At 64.7% G+C, this 24,038-nt stretch carries 22 protein-coding genes; 14 read left to right on the top strand and 8 right to left on the bottom strand.

The window, feature by feature from the left end:
* Positions 1-285 precede the first annotated feature (285 nt).
* The gene (glsB, locus tag ACZ5BO_RS18680) at positions 286-1,194 is read left to right on the top strand and encodes a glutaminase B (protein WP_025127456.1); all 909 of its coding nucleotides are present in this window, start codon (positions 286-288) and stop codon (positions 1,192-1,194) included.
* Positions 1,195-1,201: 7 nt separating this feature from the next.
* On the opposite strand, the gene ACZ5BO_RS18675 is transcribed toward glsB, so the two are convergent.
* Entirely contained in the window at positions 1,202-1,663 is a 462-nt protein-coding gene (locus ACZ5BO_RS18675; RefSeq protein ID WP_025127455.1) for an LEA/WHy family protein, read from the bottom strand.
* Positions 1,664-1,792: 129 nt separating this feature from the next.
* The gene (locus ACZ5BO_RS18670) at positions 1,793-3,232 is read right to left on the bottom strand and encodes a nucleobase:cation symporter-2 family protein (RefSeq protein WP_025127454.1); all 1,440 of its coding nucleotides are present in this window, start codon (positions 3,230-3,232) and stop codon (positions 1,793-1,795) included.
* 258 nt (positions 3,233-3,490) lie between these two features.
* Between ACZ5BO_RS18670 and ACZ5BO_RS18665 the strand changes: the two genes are divergently transcribed.
* The 3 genes from ACZ5BO_RS18665 to ACZ5BO_RS18655 all read left to right on the top strand — a co-directional run bounded on the left by ACZ5BO_RS18665 (position 3,491) and on the right by ACZ5BO_RS18655 (position 7,519).
* Positions 3,491-4,003 (top strand): RNA polymerase sigma factor, encoded by a 513-nt coding sequence (locus ACZ5BO_RS18665; RefSeq protein WP_464696050.1) that lies wholly within the window; start codon positions 3,491-3,493, stop codon positions 4,001-4,003.
* Positions 3,996-4,955: a FecR family protein gene (locus ACZ5BO_RS18660; RefSeq protein ID WP_464696049.1), complete on the top strand. Its 960-nt coding sequence runs from the start codon at positions 3,996-3,998 to the stop codon at positions 4,953-4,955. The genes ACZ5BO_RS18665 and ACZ5BO_RS18660 overlap by 8 nt, the downstream gene beginning before the upstream one ends.
* Before the next feature lie 122 nt (positions 4,956-5,077).
* A complete protein-coding gene (locus tag ACZ5BO_RS18655) occupies positions 5,078-7,519 on the top strand; it encodes a TonB-dependent receptor (protein ID WP_464701320.1) in 2,442 nt (813 codons plus the stop codon).
* An 11-nt stretch (positions 7,520-7,530) separates the two neighbouring features.
* Here the strand turns inward: ACZ5BO_RS18655 and ACZ5BO_RS18650 are convergent, their stop codons facing one another.
* Positions 7,531-8,424: a LysR family transcriptional regulator gene (locus ACZ5BO_RS18650; RefSeq protein WP_464696048.1), complete on the bottom strand. Its 894-nt coding sequence runs from the start codon at positions 8,422-8,424 to the stop codon at positions 7,531-7,533.
* Positions 8,425-8,525: 101 nt separating this feature from the next.
* Between ACZ5BO_RS18650 and ACZ5BO_RS18645 the strand changes: the two genes are divergently transcribed.
* The 7 genes from ACZ5BO_RS18645 to chrA all read left to right on the top strand — a co-directional run bounded on the left by ACZ5BO_RS18645 (position 8,526) and on the right by chrA (position 14,980).
* A complete protein-coding gene (locus ACZ5BO_RS18645; RefSeq protein ID WP_025127449.1) occupies positions 8,526-9,620 on the top strand; it encodes a polyamine ABC transporter substrate-binding protein in 1,095 nt (364 codons plus the stop codon).
* Between the two features lie 9 nt (positions 9,621-9,629).
* Positions 9,630-10,589 (top strand): agmatinase, encoded by a 960-nt coding sequence (gene speB / locus ACZ5BO_RS18640; RefSeq protein WP_025127448.1) that lies wholly within the window; start codon positions 9,630-9,632, stop codon positions 10,587-10,589.
* A gap of 212 nt (positions 10,590-10,801) precedes the next feature.
* Complete coding sequence (locus ACZ5BO_RS18635) at positions 10,802-11,518, top strand: helix-turn-helix transcriptional regulator (protein ID WP_464696047.1); 717 nt, start codon at positions 10,802-10,804, stop codon at positions 11,516-11,518.
* A 52-nt stretch (positions 11,519-11,570) separates the two neighbouring features.
* A complete protein-coding gene (locus ACZ5BO_RS18630; protein ID WP_025127446.1) occupies positions 11,571-11,921 on the top strand; it encodes a nuclear transport factor 2 family protein in 351 nt (116 codons plus the stop codon).
* Between the two features lie 84 nt (positions 11,922-12,005).
* On the top strand, positions 12,006-13,133 hold the full coding sequence (gene zapE / locus ACZ5BO_RS18625; RefSeq protein WP_464696046.1) for a cell division protein ZapE: 1,128 nt from the start codon (positions 12,006-12,008) through the stop codon (positions 13,131-13,133).
* A 159-nt stretch (positions 13,134-13,292) separates the two neighbouring features.
* Positions 13,293-13,784: a GNAT family N-acetyltransferase gene (locus tag ACZ5BO_RS18620; protein ID WP_464696045.1), complete on the top strand. Its 492-nt coding sequence runs from the start codon at positions 13,293-13,295 to the stop codon at positions 13,782-13,784.
* The gene (gene chrA, locus ACZ5BO_RS18615; protein ID WP_464696044.1) at positions 13,784-14,980 is read left to right on the top strand and encodes a chromate efflux transporter; all 1,197 of its coding nucleotides are present in this window, start codon (positions 13,784-13,786) and stop codon (positions 14,978-14,980) included. The genes ACZ5BO_RS18620 and chrA overlap by 1 nt, the downstream gene beginning before the upstream one ends.
* A 4-nt stretch (positions 14,981-14,984) precedes the next feature.
* Here chrA and ACZ5BO_RS18610 read toward each other — a convergent pair whose 3' ends face one another.
* From ACZ5BO_RS18610 to ACZ5BO_RS18590, 5 genes are all read right to left on the bottom strand, one after another.
* Positions 14,985-16,409: a heavy metal sensor histidine kinase gene (locus ACZ5BO_RS18610; protein ID WP_464696043.1), complete on the bottom strand. Its 1,425-nt coding sequence runs from the start codon at positions 16,407-16,409 to the stop codon at positions 14,985-14,987.
* The gene (locus tag ACZ5BO_RS18605) at positions 16,406-17,080 is read right to left on the bottom strand and encodes a heavy metal response regulator transcription factor (protein WP_025127441.1); all 675 of its coding nucleotides are present in this window, start codon (positions 17,078-17,080) and stop codon (positions 16,406-16,408) included. Before ACZ5BO_RS18605 ends, ACZ5BO_RS18610 begins: the two co-directional genes overlap by 4 nt.
* Before the next feature lie 351 nt (positions 17,081-17,431).
* Positions 17,432-17,656, bottom strand: a complete 225-nt coding sequence (locus ACZ5BO_RS18600; protein ID WP_025127440.1) for a hypothetical protein — start codon at positions 17,654-17,656, stop codon at positions 17,432-17,434.
* 455 nt (positions 17,657-18,111) lie between these two features.
* On the bottom strand, positions 18,112-19,854 hold the full coding sequence (locus tag ACZ5BO_RS18595; RefSeq protein ID WP_464696042.1) for a phosphoethanolamine transferase CptA: 1,743 nt from the start codon (positions 19,852-19,854) through the stop codon (positions 18,112-18,114).
* A 255-nt stretch (positions 19,855-20,109) separates the two neighbouring features.
* Positions 20,110-20,286 (bottom strand): DUF6026 family protein, encoded by a 177-nt coding sequence (locus ACZ5BO_RS18590; RefSeq protein WP_177330244.1) that lies wholly within the window; start codon positions 20,284-20,286, stop codon positions 20,110-20,112.
* Positions 20,287-20,695: 409 nt separating this feature from the next.
* Between ACZ5BO_RS18590 and gnd the strand changes: the two genes are divergently transcribed.
* From gnd to ACZ5BO_RS18575, 3 genes are read left to right on the top strand one after another with little or no spacing between them, the layout of a single operon-like run.
* Positions 20,696-21,676 (top strand): phosphogluconate dehydrogenase (NAD(+)-dependent, decarboxylating), encoded by a 981-nt coding sequence (gene gnd, locus ACZ5BO_RS18585; protein WP_025127438.1) that lies wholly within the window; start codon positions 20,696-20,698, stop codon positions 21,674-21,676.
* Positions 21,673-23,190: a glucose-6-phosphate dehydrogenase gene (gene zwf, locus ACZ5BO_RS18580; protein ID WP_464696040.1), complete on the top strand. Its 1,518-nt coding sequence runs from the start codon at positions 21,673-21,675 to the stop codon at positions 23,188-23,190. The genes gnd and zwf overlap by 4 nt, the downstream gene beginning before the upstream one ends.
* Positions 23,187-24,011 carry a Cof-type HAD-IIB family hydrolase gene (locus ACZ5BO_RS18575; protein WP_464696039.1) on the top strand — a complete coding sequence of 275 codons (825 nt, stop codon included), beginning with the start codon at positions 23,187-23,189 and terminating at the stop codon, positions 24,009-24,011. The genes zwf and ACZ5BO_RS18575 overlap by 4 nt, the downstream gene beginning before the upstream one ends.
* Positions 24,012-24,038: the final 27 nt, after the last annotated feature.

Below are 24,038 nucleotides of genomic sequence, written 5' to 3'. Positions count from 1 at the left end.
ACGCGAACCGGAGAGTATTCTAGCTTGTAATGCCTGTTTCAAGGTGATCTGTGTCAGCAGTCTATTGGCTTTTTAATTGTTGGAAATGATCGAATATCAATTGCATTTCGATTCATTTGTGCGGATTTCCCTATCCGTGCAGGTGGGCCAGCGAGGGCGGCCCTGGCCTGTTTCTGCGCTGGTCCTGCCCTGGGTTGCCGGTTGACTGTGCTGCGCGGGTGCCGGCGTGCGTCTAGCAGCCATAGCCCCGCAGCCGTATCGGGGCCCGTGATGATGAGCCCGACCATGCAAGCGTTGTTGAACCAGATCCTCGATGAAGTCCGTCCCCTGATTGGCCAGGGCCAGGTTGCCAATTACATCCCGGCCCTGGCGGATGTGCCGGCCAATCAGTTGGGAATTGCCGTGTATGGCAACGACGGCCAGGTGTTCAGTGCCGGGGACGCCGATACCTTGTTCTCGGTGCAGAGCATTTCCAAGGTCTTCAGCCTGGTACAGGCCATCGGCCATTCCGGCGAGGCGATCTGGCAACGCCTGGGCCATGAGCCTTCCGGCCAGCCGTTCAACTCCCTGGTGCAATTGGAGTTCGAGCGTGGCCGGCCGCGCAACCCCTTCATCAACGCCGGCGCCCTGGTGATCTGCGACATCAACCAGTCGCGGTTTGCCGCGCCGGTGCTGTCCATGCGCGACTTTGCCCGACGCTTGTCGGGCAACCCGCAGGTGATGGTGGACGGCAAGGTCGCCGAGTCGGAATACCAGCACCGTGCGCGCAACGCGGCCATGGCCTACCTGATGCAGTCCTTCGGTAATTTTCACAATGATGTGGAAGTGGTGCTGCGCAGCTATTTCAGCCATTGCGCCTTGCGCATGAGCTGTGTCGACCTGGCCCGGGCGTTCTGTTTCCTGGCCAATGACGGCTTTTGCAAACACAGCGGCGAGCAGGTCCTGACGCGCCGCCAGACTCAGCAGGTCAACTCGATCATGGCCACCAGCGGCTTGTACGACGAGGCCGGCAACTTTGCCTATCGAGTCGGCTTGCCGGGCAAGAGCGGGGTGGGCGGGGGGATTGTCGCGGTGGTGCCGGGGCAGTTCACGGTCTGCGTGTGGTCGCCGGAACTGAACGCCGCGGGCAATTCGCTGGCGGGCATGGCGGCCCTGGAGCTGCTCAGCCAAAGGATCGGCTGGTCGGTGTTCTGAAGGCGCCTTACCAAGCGCCCGGGTTGTTCAGGCTGATCTGCCCGCGGTCGATGAAGCGCTGGGTGCCGAACAGCCCGCCGGCGAGCTTGCCGCGCAGCACGTAGGGCAGGTTGTCCAGGCTCTGGGTCTGGCTCAGGCCCAGGGTCTGGCGCAGTACCGAGAAGGCCGAGACGCTCACCGGAATCACCAGGATTTCTTCGGAGTAGCGGCCGATGCGGCCCTGCTGGTCGCTGACCCCCGAGGCCAGTGGTCGGCCGTTGACCTCAAGGTCCAGGGCGATGCCGTTGTAGTCGATGACGTTCTCGTTGGGGTTCTGCAGGCGCAGCTTTACCGCAAAGCGCATCTCCAGCTCCTGGCTCGGCAGCGGTTCTATGCCCACCACGTTGATCGCCAGGGGATCACGGTTGGGCAACAGGGCGCAGGCGCTCAGGCTGAGGAGGACCAGGGTCAGGGCGATGAGTTTGCGCATGGGCTACCTGTCTGCAGGAGGGCGGGTGGGCAGGGCGCGGGCCCTGCCGAGTAGCGGCGCGCTGGCAAGGCCGGCGCCGACTGTGGGGCCCCGGGACGGGGCCGCACGCAGCATAGACGCCGAACGGCTTCAGGAGTTCGCTTTGGCGCTCATGTCCGGGTCCTGCATGACCTTGAGGGTCGCGGCTTCCGGGTCGAACTCGTCCTCTTCCAGTTCGAGGAATTCTTCCGGCAGGAAGATGTTGAGGAAGATCGCGCAGAAGGCCCCCACGGTGATCGGCGATTCGAAGATATTGTGCAAGGCCTTGGGCAGCTCGCGCAGTACCTCGGGCACCGCCGCGACCCCCAGGCCCATGCCTAAGGAGATGGCCACGATCAGCACGTTGCGTCGGTGCAGCCCGGCTTCGGCGAGGATCTTGATCCCGGCCACCGCCACGGTGCCGAACATGATCAGGGTGGCGCCGCCCAGCACCGGCTTGGGCATCAGTTGCAGCACCGCGCCGATCACCGGGAACAGCCCCAGCAGCACCAGCAGCCCGGCAATGAAGTAGGCCACGTAGCGGCTGGCCACGCCGGTCAGCTGGATCACCCCGTTGTTCTGGGCGAAGGTCACCATCGGCAGGCTGTTGAACACCGCCGCCACCGCCGAGTTGAAGCCGTCCGCCAGCAGCCCGGACTTGATGCGCTTGATGTACAGCGGGCCTTTCACCGGCTGCTGGGAAATCATCGAATTGGCGGTCAGGTCGCCGGCGGCTTCCAGGGGCGAGATCAGGAAGATCACCGCCAGGGGAATGAAGGCGATCAGGTCGAAGGAGAAACCGTACTTGAACGGCACTGGCACGCTGACCAGGGGCACCTCGGGCATCGCCGCCAGGTCGACCCGGCCCAGCAGCCAGGCGACGAAGAAGCCCAGGGTCAGGCCGATGACGATGGAGCCCAGGCGCAGCATCGGGTGGTTGAAGCGGTTGAGCACCACGATGGTCAGCAGTACCAGCGCCGCCAGGCCCAGGTTGCTCGCTGCCCCCAGGTCGCTGGCGCCGTAGCCGCCGGCCATGTCGGTGACCGCCACCTTGATCAGCGACAGGCCCATCAGGGTGATGATGGTGCCGGTGACCACCGGGGTGATCAGCTTGCGCAGCTTGCCGATGAACTGGCTGAGGAACATCTCGATGAAAGCCGCGACAAAGCAGATGCCGAAGATGGTCGAGAGGATGTCTTCAGTGCTGCCGCCACGGCCCTTGACCATGAACCCGGCGCTGAGCAGCACGCTGATAAAGGAAAAGCTGGTGCCCTGCACGCACAGCAGGCCGGAACCGATCGGCCCCAGGCGCCGGGCCTGGACAAAGGTGCCCAGGCCCGAGACGAACAGCGCCATGCTGATCAGGTAGGGCAGTTCGCTTTCAAGGCCCAGCACGCCGCCGAAGATCAGGGTCGGGCTGATGATCCCGACGAAACTGGCCAGCACGTGCTGCAGGGCGGCGAAGATCGCCGCGCTGAAATGCGGGCGGTCGTTGAGACCGTAGATCAGGTCGGACTTGTAGCGGGGCGGGGAGCGATCAGGTGCGGTCATGGAAAAGGCCTGCCAGTGGCGTGTGCAGACAACGGGCGCACACGCCGGAAAGTGGACGGGACTTGGGCCGCAAAAGCGGGGCATCGGCCACAGCTTGCGAGCCCGGTCGGAAAAAAGGAGGCGCAGGATGCCAGAAAGGCGCCGCAGCCTGAAGGGCAAATCGGCGAAAACCCGTTACTTTGCAGGGATACGAAAGATACTGTTTCTCATTTGCCTTTGTGGAATAATCCCCGGCCCCGATTTGCGGACCGCCCCTCGATGCTGCCGACACCCAGCCTGCTGCGCAGTTTCCAAGAGCACTACGACGACCTGCTGAAGTTTCTCACCCGGCGCATGAGCGATCGCCAGCGGGCGGCCGACGTGGCCCAGGAAACCTACCTCAAGCTGCTCAAGGTCGATCAGCAGAGCGTCGAGGTGCACAACGACCGCCGTTTCATCTTCCGCGTGGCCGGCAACCTGGCCATCGACACCCTGCGCCGCGAACAGCGCCTGGCGGCCAGCCACGGCGACACCGGGGAGCACACCGAAGCCGTGGATCCGGCACCGGCACCGGAGGCCGTGCTGCTGGCCAAGGAGCGCCTGGCGGTGCTCGACGAGGCCCTGGCGCAACTCTCGGAGAATGCCCGCCAGGCCTTGCTGCTCAATCGCCTGGAAGGCCTGACCCAGGCGCAGATCGCATTGCGCCTGGGCGTTTCCGAAAGCATGGTGGCAAAATACATCGGCCAGGCCCTGCGCCATTGCCGCGACTGGCTGAAAGTCCATCATGAGTGACGCCTCCTTGCCTGCCGCCGACAACACCCTGCCCGAACACCCCGAGAACCTCGACGACGCTGCCATCGACTGGCTGGTGCTACTGCACTCGGGGCACGCCACGGCGGCTCAGCGCATGGCCTTCCAGCAATGGCGCCAGCGCAGCCCGGCCCACGCCGCGGCGGCCGAAGAGGCGGAGCAATTGTGGGGTGACCTGGGGCAGACCCCAAGCGCCGTGGCGCACCAGGCGGCGCAACGAGCCCCCCAGCGTCGGCGCTGGTGGCCGGCCGTGGCGGCCAGCGTGCTGCTGGCCCTGGGCACCGCCATTGGCTGGCAGCAATGGCCGGGGCTCATGGCCGATTACCACACCGGCGTCGGCCAGCAGCGCACCCTGATCCTGGCCGATGGCTCGACCGTGACCCTCAACAGTGCCAGTGCCGTGTCCGTGGCCTACTCCGAGCATGAGCGCAAGGTGATCCTGCGCGGCGGCGAGGCGCTGTTCGAGCCGCTGGCCGATGCCCGGCGGCCCTTTGTGGTGGTGGCCGAGGACCAGCGCCTGCAAAGCGCCGCCAGTGCCTTCAGCGTGCGCCGCGACGGCAGCCGGCTGACGGTGGTGGTGCGCGATGGCCAGGTGCAGTTCACCGGCGACCATCCGCCCTTGCTGCTGCAGGCCGACCAGCGCGTGGACTACCAGGCCGGCCAGCCGCTGTATGCCCAGCAAAAGGTCGATGCCACCAGCCAGACCGCCTGGCAGCGCGGCAAGCTGATCTTCAACGGACGTCCGCTGGGTGAAGTGATCGCCGAGCTGGAGCGGTACCAGCATGGGCGGATCCTGGTTTCCGACTCGCAACTGGCGGCGCTGGCCATCAGTGGCGTGTTCGATTTGCGCGATCCCCAGGGCTCGCTGCATGCCCTGGAGCAGCGCTATCCGCTGAAGGTCACCTACCTGCCGTTCCTGGCGGTGTTGCACTGAAGGCAATTTTTTTACGCAGGGCACTGCAAGTTCTGCCTCGGACAATCGTCGTAGTGAGACTGAGAAGACAATCATTCTCATTGACGTCATTTCAATTGGCCGGGAAAGAACACGTGAAAGCTATGTTCAAGCAGTCGACAGTGGCACGCGGTACCGAGGTGTTGCGCCGCACATTATTGGCCCAGGCGGTATTGGCCGGAGCCTTGGCGCCGCTCCTGGTGCAGGCCGAGGAGGGGACTTCCGCTCGCCAGGGCAGTGCGCTCCAGGAGCGCCAGGTGTCCGTGGCGCTGCCGGCCCAGTCCCTGGACCAGGCGCTGACCCGCTTTGCCGACCAGGCCAACCTGCGCCTGCTGTACACCACCAGCGATGTCGATGGCCTGCAGTCGCCGGCGCTGAATGGCCAGTTCACCGTGGCCCAGGCCCTGCAAAGCCTGCTGGCCGGCAGTGGCATGAGCTGGTCCTTCAGTGATGGGCGCACGGTGATCCTGCGGCGCGCTGCTGCGCCGGCGGCCAGCCTCAACCTCAAGCCGACCCAGGTCACCGTGGCGTCGCGCACCAGCACCGCCATCAGCGAGATTCCCGGCACGGTGTGGGTGGTGGAGCAGAGCCAGCTGCGCGAACAGCTGGAAACCGGGGTCAGCCTCAAGGAGGCCATCGGCAAGCTGGTGCCCGGCCTCGACCTGGCCCCCGAGGGCCGCACCAACTACGGCCAGAACATGCGCGGGCGCAACGTGCTGGTGATGATCGACGGGGTCAGCCAGAACAGCTCCCGGGGCCTGTCCCGGCAGTTCGACAGCCTCTCGCCGTTCAACGTCGAGCGGGTGGAAGTGCTTTCCGGGGCCAGCGCCATCTACGGCGGCGGGGCCACCGGCGGCATCATCAATATCGTCACCAAGAAGGGCGAGCCGGGGCCGGCGCGTTTCGAAACCCAGCTCGGCGCCAGCAGCGGCTTCAACAACAGCGACGACCTGAGCACTCGCATCGCCCAGTCGGTGAGCGGCGGCAGCGAGGCCATCAGCGGCCGGCTGGCGGTGGCGGGGGAGCAGAATGAAGCCTTCTACGACGGTGCCGGCAAGCAGATCTTCATCGACAACACCCAGACCGACCTGCAGTACAACCGCACCCTCGACCTGATGGGCAGCCTGGCCCTGCAGTTCAACGAGGAGCAGAGCCTGGACCTGCTGGCCCAGTACTACGACTCGGGCAACCACGGCAGCACCGGGATCTATTTCCCCAACCTCAAGTACAAGGCACCGTCCAACCTGAATGACGCCGAGTTGCGGGGCGGCTATTCCACCGACCTGGAGCCGCGCACCAAACGCCTGCTGCTCAACGCCAACTATCACCACAGCGATGTGCTGGGCCAGGACTTCTACCTGCAGGCGTCCTACCGCAAGGAAGACGACAACTTCTTCCCGTTCCCCTATTACAACAGCGGCTCGCCGGTCGGATCCAAGGGCGTGTACTTTGCCGCCTCGCAGCAGAACTTCGAGGTCACCAGCCTCAAGGCACTGTTCGCCAAGGAACTCGACGCGTTCAAGCTGACCTATGGCGTGGACCTGGACCGCGAGCGCTTCAATGCCGAGCAGAGCACCTTCGACCAGGGCCTCTCCTCGGGCAGTGGCGGCCTCGACCTGGTGACCGCGAGCAAGGCCCCGCGCTATCCCAGCTACCGGGTCGACGGGGTCTCCGGCTACGCCCAGCTGGACTGGCACGCCACTGACAACCTGACGGTCTCCGGCGGTTACCGGCGCCAGCAGATGGACGTCGACGTCGGCCAGTTCAAGAACGTGCCCGGCGGCAGCAACGACTACCAGGTCAACCTGTTCAACCTGGGCAGCATCTACGACTTCAAGAACGGCCATCAGGTCTGGGTCAACTACGGCGAGGGCTTCGATCTGCCGGACCCGGCCAAGTTCTATGGCAAGCCGGGCCTGAGCGTCGACGACAACCCCCTGGCGGGGATCAAGAGCCGCCAGGTGGAAACCGGCTGGCGCTTCTCGGACAGCGACTGGGACGCCCAGGCGGCGCTGTACTACATCTGGTCGGACAAGGTGATCACCACCGACAGCGCCACCCTGACCATCGACGTGAAAGACCAGAAGAGCCGCGACTACGGCTTTGAAAGCGCCCTGACCCGGCACTTCCAGAGTGGCTGGGAAGCCGGTGGCACCCTGCACCTGGTGCGTTCCGAGGAGGAAGGCCCGAACGGCGGCTGGATCAAGCGCGATGCCCGCTACGCGTCGCTGTCCAAATCCACCGCCTTTGTCGGCTGGAAGGGCGACAGCCGCAGCGCGCGCCTGCAAGGCAACCACGCCTTCACCCTCAAGGACGATGCCGATCACACCATTGACGGCTACACCACCTTCGACCTGCTGGGCAGCCAGGAAACGGGCTTCGGGACCTTCAGCGGCGGCATCCAGAACCTGCTGAACAAGCAATACAGCACGGTCTGGGGCCAGCGCGCCAAGTTGTTCTACTCGCCGACCTACGGCCCGCAATACCTCTACGACTACCAGGGGCGCGGCCGCACCTACACCCTGAGCTGGTCCATGGCGTACTGAGGGGCGAGGCCTCAGGCGAAGGCCCGCAGCAGGTCTTCCTCGAAGGCTTGCTGGGCTTCGCCGGGCACCTGGGCACGGTGGCGGGCCAGGTGAAAGTCCACCTCGAAGTTCAACTGCGCCGCCCCCAGCGCCTTGAGTTGCCCGGCCTTGACCCAGGGTTCGGCGAAGTGGCTGGGCAGGTAGCCGATGTGTTGCGCGGAAAGGATGAACGCCAGGGTGCCCTCCACCTGTTCGGCCCGGGCCGAGCAGCGCTGGCCCTGGAAGGGTTCGTCGGCGCGCAGGAAGCGGTAGGGGTGGTCCACCCGGTCGGCGCGGTGCAAGGCTGCAAGATCCGGGGCTGGGTCATCGAACAGCGGGTGACCCAGCCCGCAGTACAGCTGCTGGGTCTCGCTGAACAGCCGGCGGTAGTCGAAGGCCCGCTGCACCTGGGAAAAATAGCCGATGGCCAGGTCCAGGCGCTGCTGCAACAGCAGACGCTCCATTTCGCCGGGCATGGCGCTCATCAATTCGATCCGCACTGATTCATCGCGCTGGCGAAAGTGCCGGATCGCCGTGGCGACCTTTTGCAGCACTGAACGGTCCAGGGCTTCGGACAAGCCCACCCGCACCTCGCCAATCAGGCGTCCGGCCACACCGTTGGACTGGTGACGGAACACTTCAATGGACTGGAACAGGCTGCGGCAGGCACTGAGCAACTGCTCGCCCTTGGGCGTCAGCTTGAAACCGGCCTTGCCACGGCTGCACAGGCGGTAGCCAAGGCGGGTTTCCAGGCGCGCCATCTGCTGGCTGATGCTTGACTGGCTCAGCCCCAGTTCGCCCTGGGCGGCGCTGAAGCCGCCGTACTCCACCACGCTGACGAACAGGCGCAGCAGCTGCAGGTCCAGATCGTGCAGTTGACCCAGCATCAAACATTACTCCGGCGCAATCTCAGGTTAACAAACTTGGTATTTTTGTAATGTATAGCGCCGGGCAAGCTGCAGCCACTTCTTCCTCGCAGGTGGTTGCCATGCATTCGCTCCTTCGCCGCTTCCTTCCTCTTGTGCTCCTGGCCCAGGCCTCGCTGGTCCGGGCCGAGGAGCCGCTGCTCAACCTCTACAGCTGGGCCGACTACGTCCCCCCGCAGACCTTGCAACGCTTCACCGAGGAAACCGGGATCCGCGTGCGCTACGACACCTTCGACACCCCGGAGGTGCTGGAAACCAAGCTGCTCACCGGTGGCAGCGGTTATGACGTGGTGGTGCCGTCCTCCAGCGTACTGGCCCGGGCGCTGATGGCCGGGGCCCTGCAGGAAATACCCCGCGAGGGGCTCAAGGGCTATGCCAATCTCGACCCGGACCTGCTGGCAAAACTGGCCGCAGTGGACCCGGGCAACCGCTACGGCGTGCCCTACACCTGGGGCACCCTGGGCCTGGGGATGAACCTGGAAGCGGTGCGCCAGCGTCTGCCCGAGGCACCGCTGGACAGCCTCGACCTGCTGTTCAAGCCGCAGTACGCCGAGCGCCTCAAGGACTGCGGCATCGCCATTCTCGATTCGCCCCAGGAAGTCATCGGCCTGGCCCTGCATTACCTGGGCAAGGACCCCTACAGCAGCGATCGCGCCGACCTGGCCCAGGCCGAGGCGCTACTGCGGCAATTGCAACCCAACGTGCGCTATGTGGCCACCGGGCGGCAGATCAATGACCTGGCCAACGGCAGTGTGTGCCTGGCGCTGACCTACAACGGTGATGCCGGCATGGCCGCGGACCAGGCGCGCAAGGCCGCCAAGGCCTACCAGATCGTCTACCGCATTCCCCGTGACGGCAGCCTGGTGTGGCAGGACAACCTGGCCATACCCAAGGACGCGCCGCACCCGCAGGCCGCCCGGGCCTTTGTCGAGTTCATGCTGCGCCCGGACTCGGTGGCGGCGCTGACCAACAGCCTGTTCTTCGCCAACGCCAACCAGGCGGCCACGCCCCTGGTGGACGCGGCGATCCGCAATGACCCGGACATCTACCCCGGGCCCCTGGTGCGGGCGCGGCTCTACGCCGACCGCAGCATGGGCCTCAAGGACATGCGCCAGCGCACCCGTATCTGGACCACTTTCCGTAGCCGCCAACCCTGAGGAACCCCCATGGACATCGCCGACCTCAACGATCAGGCCCTGACCCGCGACAGCCTGTACGGCACCCGCGCCGAAACCACCTATGCCGGCATCACCAGCTTCATGCGTCGGCGCTACAGCCGTGACTTGCGGGGCGTCGACCTGGTGGTCAGCGGCGTGCCGTTCGACACCGCCACCACCAACCGTCCCGGCGCCCGCTTCGGGCCGCGGGGGATTCGCGCCGCATCCGCCGGCATCGCCTGGGAACGCCACTGGCCCTGGGCGTTCGACCCCTTCGACCATCTGGCGGTGATCGACTACGGCGATTGCGCCTTCGACCATGGCACCCCGCAGTCGGTGCCGGACAGCATCGAGGCCCATGCCCGGCAGATCCTCGACGCCGGCTGCGCGATGCTGACGTTCGGAGGCGACCACTTCATCAGCTATCCGCTGCTCAAGGCCCACCACCGTCGCCACGGCCCGCTGGCGCTGATCCACTTCGACGCCCACAGCGACACCTGGCCGGATGAAGAGGGCCAGCGCATCGACCACGGCACCATGTTCTGGCACGCCGCCAGGGAAGGGCTGGTGGACCCGGCGCGCTCGGTGCAGATCGGCCTGCGCACCACCAATGATGACCACCAGGGCTTCCAGGTACTGGATGCGCGCCAGGTGCACCGACGCGGCTGCGAGGCGATTGTCGCGGCGATTCGCGAGCGGGTGGGCGATCACCCGGTGTACCTGACGTTCGACATCGACTGCCTGGACCCGGCGTTCGCCCCGGGCACCGGAACCCCGGTATGCGGCGGCCTGAGCACCACCCAGGCGCTGGAGATCCTCGGCGGCCTGCGGGGGATCAACCTGGTGGGCATGGACCTGGTGGAAGTGGCGCCAGCCTACGACCACGCCGAGATCACCTCCCTGGCGGGCGCGACCCTGGCCATGGAGATGCTTTGCCTCTACGCCGCGCGGCACAAGGTCGATGTCTGACCGGCTGACGCTGGCAGCGCTCGCGCTCCGATGCCGGGGTGCTGGGCGGATGCAACACCCGCGCTAGCCCGCTCGGCGGGGCGGATTGCCGGTGGCCCGCCAGGCTTCCTGTGACCGAGGCCCCACACAGGGCACGCAGACGTTCCTCCTGACAGTTTCTGTCAGGAGGCTTTGCTATCCTGCGCCGGTGTTTTTCAGGGAGTTCACCCCACGTGTCGCGAGCCAGTCGTCTACTCACCCTGTTGCAGATGCTGCGCGGCAAGAGCCGCCCGGTCACCGCGGCCAACCTGGCCCGGGAGCTGGAGGTTTCCGAGCGCACCCTGTACCGCGACATTGCCGAGCTCAGCGCCCTGGGCGCGCCCATCTATGGCGAGGCCGGGATCGGCTATGTACTGCGCAGCGGGCTGTTCCTGCCGCCGCTGATGCTCAATGCCGATGAAACCGAAGCGGTGGTCCTGGGGTTGCGCTACGTCGATCAGCGGGGCGATGAGGAGCTGAGCAAGGCCGCCGCCGATGCCATGGCCAAGATCGCCGCGGTACTGGCCCCGGCGGCCCAGGATGCGTTGCGCAACCCGACCTTGCTGCCCGGGCCGGCGGGCTATGGCTTTCCCGACAACCCGGTGTCGCTGAACGTGTTTCGCCAGGCCATCCGTCACCAGGGCAAGCTGCTGATCGACTACGCCGACGTCAACCAGACCCCCAGCCAGCGGCTGATCTGGCCCCTGGCCTTGGGCTTTCTCAACGAGGCCCGGGTGATCGTCGCCTGGTGCGAACTGCGCGAGGATTACCGGACCTTTCGCACCGACCGCGTGGCCGCGGCCCAGGAGCTGGGCGAGGTCTACCCGGGGCGGCGCAGCGACTGGCTGCGGACCTGGCGCAAGCGCCTGCAAGGGGATGAAAACAGCCGCTTCACTCCTGACAGGAAATGACGTGGAGGCGTCTTAGCATTACCTGCACCTTCACTCAAAAGGAACCTTGGTCATGTCAGGTATCGACCCTTCGCTGGCCCCAGCCATCATTGCCTATGTGGCGGCCACCAATGCCGGAGACAGCTCCCGGGCGGCGTCGATCTTCGCTGCCCGGGCGCAAGTCTTCGATGAGCGCGAACACCGCGTAGGCCCCGAGGAAATCGCCCGCTGGATGGATGACACCGGGCGTCGCTACCGCCCGCGGCTGGAGATTCTCGGCGTGCAGCAGCGCACCGGCAAAGTGCTGCTGGACAACCTGATTTCCGGTGATTTCCCCGGCAGCCCCCAGGCGCTGCGCTACACCTTCCGCCTGGACCCCCAAGGCAAGATCGAACGCCTGGATATCTCGGCCGGGCACTCCTGAGTTTCGCGCTGCAAGCCTCAAGCCTGGATCTTGCCGCTCTCAGCCCTGGCATACTGTGACCCTTTGCCAGGAGGCCAGAGCCCCATGCCATTCGACTCACCCTTGAGCGCCTATCAGCATGCCCTGGAGCACGACGGCTTCGTCGTCGATGCCGCACAGGCGCGGGCGGTGCAGGCCCTGCAACACTGTCATCAAGCGCTGCACCAGGGGCGTGGGCCGGTGCAGGGGGTGTACCTGTGGGGTTCGGTGGGGCGTGGCAAGACCTGGCTCATGGATCAGTTCTACCAGAGCCTCAGGGTCCCGGCGCGCCGTCAGCACTTCCATCACTTCATGGGCTGGGTGCACCAGCGGTCCTTCCAGTTGACTGGCACCCCCGACCCTTTGCAGGCCCTGGCCCGCGAGTTGAGCGAGGAGGTGCGGGTGCTGTGCTTCGACGAATTGTTCGTCAATGACATCGGTGACGCGATCATTCTCGGGCGTCTGTTCCAGGTGATGTTCGAGCAGGGCGTGGTCATGGTCTGTACCTCCAACCAGCCGCCCGAGCAGCTCTATGCCGAAGGCTTCAACCGTGAGCGCTTCCTGCCGGCGATCAGCGCCATCCGCCAGCACATGGCGGTGGTGGCGGTGGATGGCGAACAGGATCACCGCCTGCACCCGGGGGCGGCAACGCAGCGCTATTGGGTCGGCGTCGCGGGCCAGCCCAGCGCGCTGGAACCGCTGTTCGCCCAGCTCAGTGCCGGGCAGCCGGTGTCCGGCGAGCCGCTGTTGATCGGCTATCGCCCGGTGACCGTGGTCAAGGCCGCCGAGACAGTGATCTGGTGCCGTTTTGCCGATCTGTGCGAGCAGCCATTCTCGGCCATGGACTTCATGGCCTTGTGTGACCGTTTCCAGGCCATTCTCCTCAGCGAGGTGCCCAACCTCAGTGCCCAGCCACGTCCGGGACGGATTGCCCGGGGCACCGAGGACGGTGCCCAGCGGGTGGCGGCCGGGGATCGCCAATTGCCGCAACTGTCGATCCATGACGATGCCGTGCGGCGTTTCATTGCCCTGGTGGACGAATGCTACGACCGCAAGGTGCCGCTCTACCTGGAGGCCGAAGTGCCGATGACTCGGCTATATACCGAGGGCTACCTGGAGTTTGCGTTCCGTCGCACCCTCAGCCGCCTGCAGGAAATGCAACGGCAGCGCTTTGGCGCGGCGCCGCGAGCTTGAAGGGGGGAAGCCATTCCTGCTGCAGGTGCGCCTGGTCATTGCTTAGGGTTTTTCTGCCGCAAACAGGTGAAAAATCTTCGTTTGGTCAAATGCCCCAGCCTACAATCGAGGCTGCCTGAGCCCTGAGGCTCACTTTCAACCCGTTGATCGAGGATGAACATGGACGTTGCCGATGTCGTGGTGCTGCAAGCCAGCTACAGCAACCCGGTGCATGCCGAAGCCATAGGCGTGCTGCTCAATCACTATGCCGAAGATCCCATGGGCGGTGGCCAGTCCCTGGCACCGGACCAGCTCCAGCAGTTGCCGGCGGAACTGGCCAAGCGGCCCCAGGCCTTCAGCGTGCTGGCCTTTGCCGGTGGCCAGCCGGTGGGGCTGGTGAACTGCTTCGAGGGGTTTTCCACCTTTGCCTGCCGGCCCCTGGTGAATGTCCATGACGTGGTGGTGCTGGACGGTTTTCGCGGCCAGGGCCTGAGCAAGCGGATGCTGCAGAAGGTCGAGGACATCGCCCGCCAGCGCGGTTGCTGCAAGATCACCCTGGAGGTGCTGGAGGGCAATGCCTCGGCCCAGGCCGCCTACCAGGCCAGTGGATTTGCCAGCGTCATGCTCGATCCCGCCCACGGCCGCATGCTGTTCTGGAGCAAAGCCTTGTAATGACCGACGTCAGGCCCCCGGCGCATGACCAGGGCAGCCACACGGACTCGCCCTGGCAGGTGTTCCTGGTGTTCCTGCGCCTGGGCTTGACGTCGTTCGGCGGGCCGGTGGCGCACCTGGGGTATTTTCGCCAGGAGTTCGTCTTGCGCCGACGCTGGCTGGGGGAGGCCGCGTATGCCGAGCTGGTCGCGCTGTGTCAGTTCCTGCCGGGGCCGGCCAGCAGCCAGGTCGGCATTGCCCTGGGCCTGTCCCGCGCCGGGGTGCCGGGCGCCCTGTGCGCCTGGGCCGGCTTTACCCTGCCTTCGGCCCTGGCCCTGACCTTGCTGGCCCTGGGGGTGGGGGCCGGTGTTCCACCGGGCGTGCTCAAGGGGCTGCTGCTGGTGACCGTGGCGGTGGTGGCGCAAGCCCTGTGGGGAATGGCCCGCAGCCTGTGCCGCGGTCCCTTGCGGATTGCCATCGCGCTGCTGGCGATGTTTCTGGTGGGGCGCTGGCCGGGCCTGGGCGGGCAGTTGCTGGTGATGCTGCTGGCCGCGCTGTTGGGCCGGCTGTGGATCAGCCCCGTGCTGGGCGTACCGCTCCAGCAGCAGCCCGCGGCATCCAGTCGCCGCCTGGGTGCCATGTGCCTGGGCTTGGCGCTGCTGTTGCTGCTGGTCCTGCCGGGGCTGGCGGCTATTTGGCCGAATCGCCTGCTGGGCCTGTTCGACGGGTTCTACCGGGTGGGCGCCCTGGTGTTCGGCGGCGGTCATGTGGTGCTGCCGTTGCTGCAGGCCCAGGTGGTGGAGCCGGGTTGGGTCAGCAGCCCGCTGTTTCTGGCCGGTTATGCCAGTGCCCAGGCGGTGCCGGGCCCCTTGTTCAGCGTCGCCGCCTTTCTTGGCGCGAGCAGTGACGGCTGGACCGGGGCGCTGGTCTGTCTGCTGGCGATTTTCCTGCCGGGGCTGCTGCTAGTGATCGGGGTCATGCCGTTCTGGCAGGCCTTGCGGCAGCGCCACAGCGTCCAGACGGCGCTGGCCGGGGTCAATGCCGCAGTGGTGGGGTTGTTGGCAGCCGCCTTGTATCAGCCCCTGTGGACCCACAGCATCACCGGCCCCGGGGAGCTGGCGGGCGCGACCCTGGCCCTCGGGCTGCTGTGCAGTGGACGGGTGCCGCCCTGGATGCTGGTGTGCCTGGGGGCGGCGCTGGGCGCCTGGCTGCTCTAGGGCCCTAGGTGTCGTGCTGGGTAGGATCGAGCTTGGGGAACAGCAGGCGGAACTCGGTCAGGCTGTCCGGGACGCTGCTGACCTCGGTCTGCCCCTGGTGCAGGTTCATGATCGAGCGCACGATCGCCAGGCCCAGCCCGGTGCCGCCTTCGGCGCGAGTGCGGCTGCTGTCGACCCGATAGAAACGTTCGAACAGATGGGGCAGGTGGCAGGCGGCAATGCCCGGCCCGGGGTTGGCCACGACCAGGCTGACGCTGTGCAACTGCTGTTCGACCCGCAGGCTGATCCGGCTCTGGGGCGGGCTGTGGCGGATGGCATTGGACAGCAGGTTGGACATCGCCCGCTGGATCATCAGCCGGTCACCCAGGACCCAGGCATCGCCATTCAGGTCGACGCTCAGTTGCTTGTCTTCGGCGCTGAGGGCGAACAGGTCCATGACCCGGCGCGCTTCCTCGCCCAGGGACACCCGGGCAAAGCGTGCCTGGGTCGCCGGCTGGCTGACCTGGGCCAGGAACAGCATGTCGGCGACGATCCGCGTGACCCGCTCCAGCTCCTCGATGCTGGCCTCCAGCACGGCCTTGTATTCCTCCGGCGGGCGTTCCCGGGACAAGGTCACCTGGGCCTTGCCCATCAGGTTGCTGATGGGCGAACGCAGTTCATGGGCCAGGTCATCGGAAAACTGCGACAGGCGCTGCACGCCACCGTCCAGGCGCTGCAGCATGACATTGATGCCCTGGCCCAGCTCGGCCAGCTCCCGGGGCAGCTTGTCCAGGTTCAGGCGGTGGGTCAGGTCCTGGGTGGTGACTTTCGCCGCGACCCGGGTGAACTGCTGCAGCGGTAACAGCCCGCGCTGCACCAGCCACCAGGCACCGACGCCTATCAGCAACAGCAATAGCGGCAGGGCGATCACCGTGGAGCGCAGGTAGGCCTGGAGCAGTGCCTGGTCATTGCCGCGATCCAGGCTCAGCACCACTTGCACCTGCTCGCCGTTGCGCAGCTTCATCTTGCGCGTGGCACTGAGCAGCGGATTGCCGCGATTGTCGCTCCAGTCGAGGTAGCCGTCGCCGGCCGTGCTGCCCAGCGCCCTGGGCAGGGGCTGCTGGGCGATGCCTCCGACGCTCAGCAAAGGGGCAGCCTGCGGGTTGCTGCCGAGGATGCTCAGTTGCAGGTTGTCGTGGCCCATCACCAGGTCCAGCAGCGAATGGGGGCGGGTGGGCAGGTCACTGCTCTTGATGTCACTGGTGAGGCTGTGGCGGATCTGCTCCAGCTTGCTGTCCAGGCCCTTGCGCGCCAGGTTGTCCAGTTCGTGGTTCAGGGCCAGGTAGGCCAGGGTCGCCAGCAGCAGGACCAACGCCGCGCCCATCAGGCTGACAGTCAGCCCCAGGCGCATGGACAGGCTGTTGTCGACGGGGCCGGGGCGCGGATTCATGGGCGCACTTCCAGCACATAACCGACACCCCGCAAGGTGTGGATCAGCTTGACCTCGCTGCTGTCATCGATCTTGCCCCGCAGGCGGCTGATGGACACTTCCACCACGTTGGTGTCGCAATCGAAGTTCATGTCCCAGACCAGGGAAATGATCTGGGTACGGGTCAGCACCTCCCCCGAATGGCGCATCAATACCTGTAACAGGGTGAACTCCTTGGTGGTCAGGTCAATTCGCCGAGTGCCGCGATAGGCTCGATGACGGCGGGGATCAAGTTGCAGGTCGGCAACTTGCAGGACTTCCGGCTGGGCAATGACTTCACTGCGACGCATCAAGGTGCGGACCCGGGCCAGCAACTCGGGGAATTGAAAGGGCTTGACCAGATAATCATCGGCGCCCATGTCCAGTCCCTTGACCTTGTCTTCCAGGCGCCCGCGGGCGGTGAGCATCATGACTCGCGCCGGGTATTGCCCGCGCATATGTTCCAATACCTGCCAACCATCTTTGCCGGGCAGGTTTATATCCAGGATCACCAGTTCATAGGGTTGTTGCTGAATCAAGTGCAGGCCGTCGACACCATTGTTCGCGCGATCCACCACATAACCACTTTCAGTCAGTCCCTGATGCAGGTAGTCCGCTGTCTTCGGTTCGTCTTCAACCACCAGAATGCGCATTGCTAGATCCTCTTGAATTGTTCGGAGGTTATCGAATGGATGAAGAATGAAGCCTGAAGTAGCTACAGGGTCAATAAATTAACCCTGGTAATTCAACCGATTAAGCGGTCTGTCCGATGACCGGTAAGGCGCGGTTGCTGAGGTACTGGCTTCCGCTAAGGAGGGTGGCGCGCGGGGATACTAATCGAGCTCAAACAGTGAAAGTGCTGAATGACAAAGTTGTAATGTCCAGGTCACCAAGGTGAAAGAAACCTTTGTATCGGGGCATAAAAAAGGCGCCACAAGGGCGCCAAACATCCATCTCTGGCAAAGGAGCACATTGTCCAGAGTGGGTATTACTGGAATTCGCTGTCAGGCATCGGGCTGTTGTTGCTTGGTGTCCGACGTGGAATAGCGGGGAGCCGGTTTCTGCTGCTCGGTCTTGGCTGTATTGTCGTTTTTATTGCCGTGAAGTTGTTGCTGGCTCACCTGGAAGTTTTCATAGAAGCGCTGCATGTTTTCCGCGCCGCCCTCGGCGAAGGCCGCACTGGAACCGACGAGAATCAGACCGCTAACTACCAGAGTTGAAAGTTTCATGCTGTGTTTCCTGCTTAAGAGTGTTCGGTACTTGTTTCATCCCTGCACAAGAAGTAACGGGAGAAGTTAAACCTAAGTGTATTAAGTCAGGGTTAACGCGAGCCTGAAGCGCCGATTACATTCTTGACATCATGTGTCGACACCAGGTGTGGCCCGGGCCGGATGGAGGACAGTGAGGTGAAATAACGGGCAGGGCGGCAGGCCGATCCGCTGGGCGACGGCGCCACAGGTCAGCGGTGGCGCGGGCGCTCGGCGTCCCAGGGGCTGCGGTGCTAAAGCCGGAAGGCAGGTTGTGGCCAGTGCGCGCAGGCAGGCATTGGCGGGTAGTGCTACCGCGCAGGAGCAAGCGCCCTTGGCACATCAGCCGTGGGCATTCGAGGGGCGGTGAGGGGCGGAGGGTAAGGTGGCCTGGGGCGGAACGATTCGGGGGCCATTGCGGCCCCCGAGGGTGAGGATTACTGCTGGACCACCTTGGTCTCCACCGGCGTCGTGGGCTTCATCAGACTGAAGTCGATCAGTGGCTTGCTCTGGCGTGCGTAGGGGTCGCCAATCAGCAGGGGGCGCGCCTTGAAGCTGGCGTTGACCAGGCTGCGGCTGGGGTCCCACTCATCGAAGCTCAAGCCGGCCAGGTCGGCCCAGGTGTGGATCAGCTGGGAGCTGCTGTAGGGCCGGTTGAGGTCGGAGGCGAAGCTCCAGTCATGGGTCTGGCGCCATTTCGGCGAGGCCCAGGCCATGAACGGAATGGTGTACATCGGCGCCGTCGGCTTGCCTTCGTTGCGTCCCAGGGTGCCATGACCCGCAGAGTCGAAGACGTCCTCGCCGTGGTCGGACAGGTACAGCAGGAAACCGTTGGGGTCGGTCTTGGCGTAGTCCTTGATCAGGCTGGAGACCACAAAGTCGTTGTACAGCACTGCATTGTCGTAGCTGTTGTAGGTCGGCACCTGATCGTCGCGCACCCCGGCCGGCACGCCCTGGCGGTCGGTGAACTTGTCGAAGGTCGGCGGGTAGCGGTACTGGTAGCTCATGTGGGTGCCCAGCAAGTGGACCACGATGAGTTTGCGCGGCGCGTTGTCGGCCAGGGCCTTGGCGAAAGGCTCGAGCACGTCGCCGTCGTACTGGCGGGCATTCTGGTTGCGGTTGTTGTTCAGGTACACCTGCTCGTCGGCCTGTTCGGAAAAGGTGGTGAGCATGGTGTTGCGCTTGGTCATGGTCTGCTGGTTGGTGATCCAGAAGGTCTTGTAGCCGGCCTGTTTCATCATGCTGACCAGGGACGGCGACTTGAGGTACAGGTCGGGGTTTTCCTCGTCGGCGAAGGTCAGTACCTGCTGCAGCGCCTCGATGGTGTAGGGGCGCGGGGTGATCACGTTGTTGAACACCGCGAGCTGGTCCTTGAGCTTGTCCAGCTCGGGCGTGGTCTGGCGCGGGTAGCCGTAGAGGCTCATGCGCTGGCGGTTGGTGGACTCACCGATCACCAGCACCAGGGTCGCCGGCTGATTGGCCATGCTGTCCTTGAGGTTGCTCAGGGGCGGGATCTTGCTGACGCTGTCGAGCATGCCTTGCATGCCGTCCAGCTGTTCACGGTAACGCCGGTAGGCCACCACCATCTGCCAGGGCACCGCAGGCTCGATACGGGTTTCGAACTTCTCCAGGCCTTCGGCCAGGTTATCGGTGCGGGAGATCTGCTTGACCAGCGGGTAGCCGACAATCGCCACGAGGATCGCCGCAGCCGCCACCATGGCCTGGCCGCGAGGCAGGTAGACCGGGCGCAGGCGGGTCCAGAGGAAGATCGCGAAGGCGGTATGGGCGAGGAAAGCCAGGACCATCCACCAGGCAAAGTACTGGGTCAGGTACTCAACGGCCTCCGAGGGGTTGGACTCGAACATGATGAAGATGACGCTTTGCGAGAACTCCTGCTGGTAGACGAAGAAGTAGCCCAGGCTGGCCATGGAGCAGGCCCAGAGCACCACGCCAATCACTGCGGCCATGACTTTGGTGCGCGAGGGGAACAGCAGCATCGGCGCCAGCCACACGCCACTCATGAAGAACGCCTGGCGGAATCCGCTGAAGCCGGAGGTGTCGGTCAGCTGGATCAGCAGTTGGGTGATGCCGGAGAAGTACCAGAAGAACAGGAACAGCCAGAGCAGGCCCATCCAGTCAAAACCTTTCGCAGCGCTGCTACTGCGTTTGAACAATGCCATTCGGTGCTCCCCAGGAATCCGTGATCATTGCGCGCCGGTTCAGCGTCGCGAATGAAGGCCGTCCTCTGTAACAAGACGGCCACAATGGCCGGGAGTATCGACAGGCAAATGTGAAAAGATCGTCAGGGCGATGTTGTTTTTTTGTCGGCCGCTGCAATAACACCGGGCCAGGCCGAGGATCAGCGCGCCACAGTGCGGCAGAAGGGCGTTTGAATATGCAGCGAACGCAGGGCGCGCCTGCGTTCGGGGCGAGGTTCAGCTCGCGGAGGGAAGGTGCAGCGGTGCTACGGATGGACCCTGCTTCAGCAGCAGGCGCAGCTGTGCCAACTCCTGTTGCAACTGATCGCGTTCATCTTTGAGTTGACGCAGTTCATCACGACGGATGGTGACGTACAGGGTTTGTGCGGGTCTTGCCGGTAGTACTGTGCCCATTGCTCACCTCGCAAATGGCGTGTCTCAACTATGCTTCGTGGTCCGCATTCCCTTGCGCAAAGCACTATCGGTGGCAATTTTATTTCTTTTTTGCGCAAAGGGAACTTTTTTATTTTGGGTGGTCGCTGTGCCTTGCGGGCACTTTGTGTCGTTATCCACCGAATTTTTGCGAAACTTCGCCGCCGGTGTTGAGACTAATCCTTGATTAAACCCCGGCGATCGGCTGCGGCAGGTGCGGCCCGGACAGCCCGCAGGACCCGCAGGGAACGGCAAAAAACTGCTGCCGTGCCTAAAGATTGCGCTGTCTTGGAGCTTTTTGCCTTGTATAGTTGCGCCCCTCGAAGTTTGCACCCGGCCCATTGGGCTATACATTTTTGATCTGAATTTTTTGCAGTAGGAGCATCAGCACATGCAACTGGGGATTATTGGACTGGGCCGCATGGGCGGCAACATTGCACGGCGCCTGATGCTCAATGGGCACGAAACCGTAGTCTTTGACCGCAATACCGATTTTGTCAGCGCCCTGGCCGCTGAAGGCGCCAAGGGCGTCGCCGACCTGCCGGCCCTGGTGGCGGGCCTGGAACAGCCTCGTGCGGTCTGGGTCATGCTGCCCGCCGGCGAGCCTACCGAAGCGACCATCGAGGCCCTGAGCCAGTTGCTGGCCCCCGGGGATGTGATCATCGACGGCGGCAACACCTACTACAAGGACGATATCCGTCGCGCCCGGGACCTGGCGCACAAGGGCCTGAAGTACATTGACGTCGGCACCTCCGGCGGCGTCTGGGGCCTGGAGCGCGGCTATTGCATGATGATCGGCGGCGATGCCGACGAAGTGCTGCGCCTTGACCCGCTGTTCAGCGCCCTGGCTCCGGGTTTGGGTTCGATTCCGCGGACCAAGGACCGGGTATCTGCCGACGACCGCGCCGAGCGTGGCTACATCCATGCGGGGCCTGCCGGCTCCGGGCACTTCGTCAAGATGATCCACAACGGCATCGAGTACGGGATGATGCAGGCCTTCGCCGAAGGCTTCGACATCCTCAAGACCAAATCCTCGGAAAACCTCCCGGAAGACCAGCGTTTCGATCTCAATGTCGGCGATATCGCCGAAGTCTGGCGTCGTGGCAGCGTGGTTTCCTCCTGGCTGCTGGACCTGACCGCCGACGCCCTGGCCAGCGACCCGAAACTCGACGGCTTCTCCGGTTCGGTGGCTGACAGCGGCGAAGGTCGCTGGACCATCGAGGCCGCCATGGAGCAGGCGGTGCCGGTGCCGGTGCTGTCCAACTCGCTGTTCTCACGCTACCGTTCGCGCGGGCAGGGCACCTACGGCGACAAGGTACTGTCGGCCATGCGCTTCGGCTTTGGCGGCCACGTGGAGACCGGGAAAAAATGACCTCTACGCGAAAGAAGTCCAAGGCGTTGCCGGCGCCGCCGACCACGCTGTTCCTGTTCGGCGCCCGCGGTGATCTGGTCAAGCGCCTGTTGATGCCGGCGCTGTACAACCTGAGCCGTGACGGCTTGCTGGATGAGGGACTGCGGATTGTCGGCGTTGACCACAATGCGGTGAGCGACGCTGAGTTCGCCACCTTGCTGGAAGACTTCCTTCGCGATGAAGTGCTGAACAAGCAAGCCCAGGGGGCGGCTGTGGATGCCGCAGTCTGGGCCCGGCTGACCCGCGGGATCAGCTATGTCCAGGGCGACTTCCTGGACGATTCCACCTATGCCGAGCTGGCGGCACGGATTGCCGCCAGTGGCACCGGCAACGCGGTGTTCTACCTGGCCACTGCACCGCGCTTCTTCAGTGAAGTGGTGCAGCGCCTGGGCGCCTCGGGGTTGCTGGAGGAGGGGCCACAGGCGTTTCGCCGGGTGGTGATCGAGAAGCCCTTCGGCTCCGACCTGCAGACCGCAGAGGCCCTCAATGCCTGCCTGCTCAAGGTCATGAGCGAGAAGCAGATCTACCGCATCGACCATTACCTGGGCAAGGAAACCGTCCAGAACATCCTGGTCAGCCGTTTTTCCAACAGCCTGTTCGAGGCCTTCTGGAACAACCATTACATCGACCACGTGCAGATCACCGCGGCGGAAACCGTCGGGGTGGAAACCCGTGGCAGCTTTTATGAACATACCGGCGCCCTGCGCGACATGGTGCCCAATCACCTGTTCCAGTTGCTGGCGATGGTGGCCATGGAGCCGCCCGCAGCCTTCGGTGCCGATGCGGTACGGGGCGAGAAGGCCAAGGTGGTGGGAGCGATCCGTCCCTGGTCCGCCGAGGAGGCCCGGGCCAATTCGGTACGTGGCCAATACAGCGCCGGCGAGGTGGCCGGCAAGGCTCTGGCGGGATACCGCGAGGAAGCCAACGTGGCGCCCGACAGCCACACTGAAACCTACGTTGCGCTGAAGGTGATGATCGACAACTGGCGCTGGGTCGGGGTGCCGTTCTACCTGCGCACCGGCAAGCGCATGAGCGTGCGCGACACCGAGATTGTCATCTGCTTCAAGCCGGCGCCCTATGCGCAGTTTCGCGACACCGAGGTCGAGCGCCTGTCGCCGACCTACCTGCGGATCCAGATCCAGCCCAACGAGGGCATGTGGTTCGACCTGCTGGCGAAAAAACCCGGCCCGAGCCTGGACATGGCCAATATCGAGCTGGGTTTCGCCTACCGGGACTTCTTCGAGATGCAGCCGTCCACCGGTTACGAAACCCTGATCTACGACTGCCTGATCGGCGACCAGACGCTGTTCCAGCGGGCGGACAACATCGAGAACGGCTGGCGCGCGGTGCAGCCCTTCCTCGATGCCTGGAAGCAGGACGGGGCGCTGCAGAACTACCCGGCCGGCACCGATGGCCCGGCCGCAGGTGACGAACTGCTGGCCCGGGATGGTCGCGTCTGGCGCCCCCTGGGATGAGCGGCATGACGGTACGGCCCATCGAGTTGCTGCTCAGTGACATGGACGGCACGCTGCTGCGTCCGGACCACAGTTTGAGCCCCCGAACCCTCGATGCGGTGCGTGCCCTGCGCGACGCCGGGGTGGCTTTCAGCCTGGCCAGCGGGCGCCCGCCCCGGGCCATGCAGCAGCAGATCGAAGCCCTGGGCGTGGACCTGCCCACCGCCGGGTTCAATGGCGGCAGCATCGTCAACCCCGATGGCAGCTTACTGGTGCGCCACACTGTTCCGGTGGAAGCGGCGGTGAGCGCCTTGCTGCTGTTCGAGCCCTGCCCGCAGATCGAAACCTGGGTCTTTGCCGACAACCAATGGCTGCTGCGCAACCTCGAGGGTGCCCTGATGCCCCTGGAGCGCCATGCACTGGGGTACGCCCCCAAAGTGGTGGACAGTTTCGAGGAGTACCTGCCGCGCATCGACAAGATCGTGGCCGCCAGCAGCGACCATCGGCTGCTGGTGGAGCTGGAGGCGCGCCTGCATGCAACCACCGCCGGGCAGGCCCAGGCTTCGCGCTCGCAGCCCAGGTTCCTCGATGTCACCGCCCTGCAAGCGGACAAGGGCCAGGCCCTGGCCACCTTGGCCGAGCACCTGGGTGTGCCGCTGGAGCGCACTGCGGCGCTGGGGGATGGTGGCAACGACACGGCGATGTTCCAGCGTGCCGGCCTGTCGATTGCCATGGGCCAGGCGGAGGAACAGGTCAAGCGCCAGGCCGACCTGGTCACCGGCAGCAACCTGGAAGACGGCGCCGCCGAAGCGATCGAGCGCTACCTCCTCCTCCGGCGTTGAGGGGCGCAGCCTGGCATAGCGCCAGGC

The organism is Pseudomonas sp. FFPRI_1 (assembly GCF_055384485.1).
This window is presented reverse-complemented; position numbering and strand designations above follow the sequence as displayed.